Here is a 6,387-nt window from a genome sequence, read left to right on the forward strand (position 1 = left end):
AAAATAATAATTGGGACTGCATCATTATGACGCATGACCAGTTTGGTAAAATACCGCAGTCACCGGAGGTGCAAAAGGAAATATTTGAAATTGAACTGGACAATATTGAACGCGACCTTGAAACATTGCAGGACTTGGGCGGTGAAATTTCCCGCAAAATGCTCAAAGGGCTGGAAATCCGTAAGAACAACCTGGAAGGAAAATTAAATGGGGTACTGTATGCCATTGAAAACAGGAAGGATACAGGGATAAATTTCAGTGAAATGAATGTAGATCACCTTTTTGTGGATGAATCGCATAAGTTCAAGAACCTCACCTTTACCACAAGGCACACACGGGTGGCCGGGCTGGGCAATATGGACGGCAGCCAGAAGGCGCTCAATATGCTTTTTGCGGTGCGTACCCTTCAGCAAAAGTTTGATGCCGATCTGTGCGTAACTTTTTTGTCCGGTACACCAATTTCTAACAGCCTGACGGAAATGTACCTGATCTTTAAATATCTCCGGCCAAAAGAATTGGAACGCCAGCGGATTGAGAATTTTGATGGCTGGGCAGCGGTGTTCGCAAAAAAGACCACCGACTTCGAGTTTTCGGTAACCAATGAGATCGTAGCCAAGGAACGGTTCCGCCATTTTATAAAAGTTCCCGAACTGGCGCTATTCTATAATGAGATCACCGACTATAAAACGGCAAAACATATCCAATTGGATAAGCCGGATTTGGATGAGGCTTTGGCCAATATTCCGCCCACTCCCGATCAAAAGGAATTTATTCAAAAGCTGATGCAATTCGCAAAGACGGGGGATGCCACTTTAATAGGCCGCGCGCCGCTTACCAAAGAAGAAGATACCGCCCGGATGCTGATTGCGACGAACTATGCTAAAAAGATGTCGGCAGATATGCGGTTGATTGATCCGGCTTATGAAGACCATCCCAATAACAAGGTGAATGTTTGCGCAAGGAAAGTCGCGGAACTCTACCACGAAAGCACCCCGCATAAAGGAACACAGATCATCTTCAGTGATATTGGTACACCCAAGCCCGATGCCTTTAATATTTATGATGCACTGAAGCAAAAGCTGGTAACTGACCTTGACATTCCGCATCACGAGATCACCTTTATCCATGACTGGACAGACAGGCAGAAACCGGAACTTTTCCGCAAGATGAATAGCGGCGAGATCAGGATACTGATCGGCAGCACCGAAAAGGCAGGTACGGGCTTGAATGTTCAGAAGCGGGTAATTGCCATGCACCACATGGATATACCGTGGAAACCGTCTGAATTGGAACAGCGTGATGGCCGGGGCGCAAGACAGGGGAATTGGCTGGCAAAAAGTTTTTACGGTAACAAGGTCAAAAACTTTATCTACGCGGTAGAGCAGTCACTTGATAATTACAAGTTCAACTTGCTCAAAAACAAGCAGACTTTTATTTCGCAGATGAAAAACTGTGAACTGAATGTGCGCACATTGGATGAGGGGGCTATGGATGAAAAAAGCGGGATGAATTTCTCTGAATACATTGCCATTCTTTCCGGTGATACCTCGTTATTGGAAAAATCAAAGCTGGAGAAAAAGATTGCCGTTATGGAGAGCCTGAAAACAGCACACTTTAGGGAAATCGCCCGGACACGGTACGGTCTGGAAGACCAATTGCGGGATAAGGAAAAGACCTGCCAAATGCTTGACCGCCTGTATGGTGATGAAAAGGTCTATAAACAGCATTTAAAGCACGAAAAAGACAATAGTAAGTCCAATCCAATACAGTTACAGGGACTCAAATCGGCTGATGCCGAAGAAATCGGGAAATTCCTGATCCGGCAATATTTGGACTGGAGGCCGAAAGTCGGGGAAGACCCGGTGAAAAATATCGGTAGTCTTTACGGGTTTCAATTGTATATCCAAAATCATAGGGAAGCGCATGAAGACAAAGGTCGGATACGCTATAATTATTACAATACCCTATTCGCCGAAAGGGGGGATTCAGGGATCAGATATACCTATAGCCAGGGCAGCCCTAACATAGATAACCCAAAACTGGCGGCCCGCTATTTCCTGAATGCCATCGACAAGGTTGACGGATTGGTGGAAAAGTACAAAAAAGACCTTGCCGAACTGGATGAAAGTATCCCAAAAATGGAAAGCCTGATCGGCAGGCCATTTGAAAAGGAAATAGAATTAAAGCAAATGAAGGCCGAACTCTCCGTGCTTGAAAAAGAGATCAGCGGGAAGATTAAAGAGAACACGGCCAAACAAAACGGGGTCGTTGAACCCAACACCGGCTTAGGGCCCGAAACAGAAGAAGTTCTTCCCTATGCGGTAAGCCGCTAATAATTTAAAATCAATATTATGGAAGAAACACACGCGCAGCAAAAGCTGCACGGCTTTTTGCAATGCGCCATTTATTTGTCCATTGCACTGGAAGCCGCAATTTTTATTTATAGCAAAGCCCCTTTTTGGGGCTTTTTTGGTAAGGCCATAGACAAGATCAGCCATATTGTGATCTACCAGCAATTGATCTATAGTAAACTCGCAACGCTTTTGCTGATCTGTTTGGTAAGCATTGGCACATTGGCCAAAAAGAACATTGAACTCGATCCTAAAAAGCACATTTTATACCCGCTTGCTTTAGGGCTGCTATTATTTTTCGGCAGCATCGTTTACCAGGGCAGGCCATCAACCATCGTATGTGCTTACACAACATGGTTCAACCTGATGTACATGGTTTGCTCCTTTATCGGAGCTATCCTGATCAGTGTTTCGATGGATAATGTTTCCAAAATTATCCGCTCAGGTTTAGGCAAAGATAAATGGAATGTGGAAGGGGAGAGTTTTATGCAGCAGATAAAGCCTGTGGTAACACCTTATTCGGTGAACATACCCATGTTGTTTTATTTTAAGGGGAAAGTAAGGGATGGCTGGATAAATATTGTTAATCCGTTTAGGGGGACTATTTTAATTGGTACACCCGGTTCCGGTAAAAGTTTTGGTATCGTAAATCCATTTATACGCCAGCTTATCGCTAAAGAGTTTTGTGCCTGTGTGTACGATTTCAAGTTTCCTGATTTGGGCAAGATCGCTTATTACCATTATTTAATGGCCAAGCAACAGGGTAAAATCAAAAAGCATGGGTTTCATGTCATTAACCTGAATGAGCCGGAAATGAGCAGGCGTACAAATCCCTGGCGCAGTGATTATTTGAAAACGCTGGCCGATGCATCCGAAGGGGCCGAAGGGTTGGTAGAAGCCATGAAAAAGGGAGATAAATCAGGTGGTAGTGACCAGTTCTTTACACAGTCTGCTATTAACTTTTTATCGGCCTGTATTTACTTTTTCAGCAAGTATAAGGACGGCAAGTTTTCCAGTTTCCCGCATGTGCTATCCTTTTTGAACCAGTCTTATGAAGATATTTTTAATACGCTATTTTCCGAGCCGGAATTGGTCCCCTTACTTTCGCCTTTTAAGAGTGCCTACTTAGCAAAAGCCTTTAACCAATTAGAGGGCCAGGTTGGTACGCTTAAAATATTTATTAGCCGGCTGGCTACCAAAGAAACTTTTTGGGTGTTTTCAGGGGATGATTTTAATCTCAAAATATCCGACCCCGATAGTCCGGGCATTGTGGTACTGGCTAATGACCCGAATACGCAAAACATCAATTCTGCCTGTTATTCTGTCATTATGAACCGCCTTACCAAGCTAATTAACAACAAAGGCAACTTGCCCTCTGCGCTTATCATTGATGAAATACCCACCTTATACACTTATAAGATTGAAAATTTACTGGCAACTGCCCGGTCAAATAAGGTAGCGATTTTAATGGGGTTACAGGAATTACCACAATTCAATCAGCAATATGGCAAAGATACCGCTGCAACGATAACATCAGTGGTGGGCAATGTGCTGGCCGGATCAGTCCGTAATAAAGAAACGCTGGACTGGTTAGAACGGCTGTTTGGTAAATCCAAGCAGATTGGCGAAAGCCTTTCTATTGACAGAAATAAAACATCGACTTCTTTACAGGAAAAGTTAGAGCCGCTTATCCCAGCAGGTAAAATGGCGGCATTAAATACAGGTGAACTCGTTGGGCTGATTGCTGCGGATGCACAGGAAACCTATACCGGGAAATTTGATACCTCCGCCATTAACTGCAAGATCAACCTCAACAAGAAAGAACTTATTACCGAAGAAGCCGGGTATAAAGATATGCCTGTTTACTATGATTTTGGTGGTAAAAAAGATGAAATACTGAGGCAAAACTTTATCAGGATCAATAATGAGGTTGCAGGCGTTATTGCGGGATTTAAGAAAACACCGCAGGCAGCAGTATTGCCAAAAGGTAGCATGAAAACGAATAATTAAAGTTTATAAAAATGAATGATGAACTAACAGGAAAACTTGTTTTAGTACACCCCGGACTAACCCACGATCCGGCTGGGAGACAAAATGAAATAGGCTTTATTGTGAATAGCGATTTGGCGGATGATGCTATTCTCGTCAGCTTTCAGGATAACGAGTATGCTTCATTCACTTCAGACGCCTTACTGGTATTGTTACCGGCTGAACAGATTCACCAAAACCTGGCGGATATGGCTTACGAAACTTCCTTTCCCGACCTAAAGGCGCTGACACAGATCGACCTATTGTTGCGGTATGGCTCCGGGGACAAGCATTTTAAAGCCCTGGAAATGGCAAGGGACAATAAAAAAATCCAGCCCTTTTGCCTGGATACTTTAGAAAATGTCATCGCCATCAAACAGGCACAAAACCCGGAACGATGAACAACTTAACTTTTTGGCTTTGTGTCGTATGTCTGCCTTTAAAACACTTGTATATGACTTCGCCGTTCGGGTACCGCATTCACCCGGTAACAGGGGAATATAGTTTTCATGCAGGTATCGACCTGCGGGCAAATCACGATACCGTATATGCAGTATTACCAGGACATGTTTCGGCTACCGGGTATAATCCATTGTTGGGTATATACATCCGGCTGGATCACGGGGATTTCAAAACCACTTACGGCCATCTTTCGCAATTCTTTGTAATTCCCGGTGACAGCGTCCTGGCAGGGTTTCCTTTGGGAGTTTCAGGGTTAACTGGCCGGGTAACTGGTGAGCACCTGCATTTCGCTATACAATACCATAATAAGTATATCAACCCGCTAAAATTTCTTTATCAAATAACGAACCTTAAATAAACAGCTATTAAAAACTAAAAATATGGACAATAATTATCCCCCCTTATCAGAAAAGGTCGCAAAGAAGCTGATCGCTGATTTTAAAGCAGGCACTTCAATTTTTCAAAAGCCTGTAAAAGAAGATGGTAAAGCCGCTTTTGCCTTACCCTATAACCCTGCAACCGATAAAAACTATCGTGGGCATGTAGCTTTAATATTAATGATGCAGGGCCGCGAGGATGCCCGATGGATGTCATTTGACAAGGCGTCGTATAATAAAACCCCGGTAAGAAAAGAAGAAAAAGGGACATGGATCAACTTTTATGCAAGCAGCGAAATCCAACCGTTGTTAAACGACAAGGGTGAAAAGGAATTGAAGGAAAATGGAAAGCCAAAAACACACCGGGTTAAACTGGACGAGCCTGTCCTAAAAGAATATGCCTTATTCAATGGCGAACAGCTTAATAATTTGCGGGAATGGAAACAGGTTCAGGAAGAAAAAAATTCGCTACAGCCTTTAAGCCCCATAGAAAGGGCACAAAATATTATTGATGCCAGTAAAGTTTCGCTTGCAGAAAACTCCAACGCTGTCTATTATGACCGGGAAACCGACAGCATTGAGGTGCCGGACAAAGACCTTTTTGAATCCCCTGAAAAATATTATAACGCTGTACTGCATGAAATGACCCGCTGGGCAACGCAGGATGGCCGTTTGAATGAGCCGATGGGAGCCGAAGCCGGATCGGATAATTATTTCAGGGAAGAACTGCGCACCAACATCGCTTCATTGCTGATAGGCACTGAACTAAACCTGGGCTACGAGATGAGTAACGAGGAAGAACTCATCAGTAATTGGTCGGCAATGTTAAAAGAAGACCCTTCCGAACTTTTTGAAGCCGCATCCGATGCACAGGTCATAGCCGATTATGTGCTGGCTTTTGAAAAGAAGGTTGAGCTAAAACAAGAAATAGATCAAGCTATACCTGTTCGGGATAAGTTATCCAAAGGTGATGTCATTCCCTATAATGACATGGAATATAAAGTGCTGTCCGAACTGAAAAACAATGTCTTTCAACTGCCAGAATCAACAGGCCGTAAATTTCAGGTGGGCGCTAATGATGTTTTATATAATAAATTATTGGATGCCCTGACTAACCCGGGTGAAAAAACTATAGCCGCAGCAATGGAAATGGAAGAACCAATCCTGGC

The 6,387-nt window shown here is 43.5% G+C and carries 5 protein-coding genes; all 5 read left to right on the top strand.

Features of this window, described 5'->3' with window-relative positions; all coding sequences use genetic code 11:
* Window positions 1-2,333, top strand: a 2,333-nt coding sequence (locus QZY09_RS06795; protein ID WP_295669994.1) for a helicase-related protein, incomplete at its 5' end; no start/stop codon positions are given.
* A gap of 18 nt (window positions 2,334-2,351) precedes the next feature.
* Window positions 2,352-4,361 carry a type IV secretion system DNA-binding domain-containing protein gene (locus tag QZY09_RS06800; RefSeq protein ID WP_295669997.1) on the top strand — a complete coding sequence of 670 codons (2,010 nt, stop codon included), beginning with the start codon at window positions 2,352-2,354 and terminating at the stop codon, window positions 4,359-4,361.
* An 11-nt stretch (window positions 4,362-4,372) separates the two neighbouring features.
* The gene (locus QZY09_RS06805; RefSeq protein ID WP_295670000.1) at window positions 4,373-4,780 is read left to right on the top strand and encodes a hypothetical protein; all 408 of its coding nucleotides are present in this window, start codon (window positions 4,373-4,375) and stop codon (window positions 4,778-4,780) included.
* Between the two features lie 53 nt (window positions 4,781-4,833).
* Window positions 4,834-5,199, top strand: coding sequence for a M23 family metallopeptidase (locus tag QZY09_RS06810; RefSeq protein WP_295670003.1), 366 nt, complete (start codon window positions 4,834-4,836; stop codon window positions 5,197-5,199).
* A 22-nt stretch (window positions 5,200-5,221) separates the two neighbouring features.
* Window positions 5,222-6,387: zincin-like metallopeptidase domain-containing protein (locus QZY09_RS06815; RefSeq protein ID WP_295670006.1), on the top strand; the 1,166-nt coding region annotated here is incomplete at its 3' end.

The sequence above is a fragment of the uncultured Mucilaginibacter sp. genome, from assembly GCF_903913935.1.
Lineage (GTDB): Bacteria > Bacteroidota > Bacteroidia > Sphingobacteriales > Sphingobacteriaceae > Mucilaginibacter.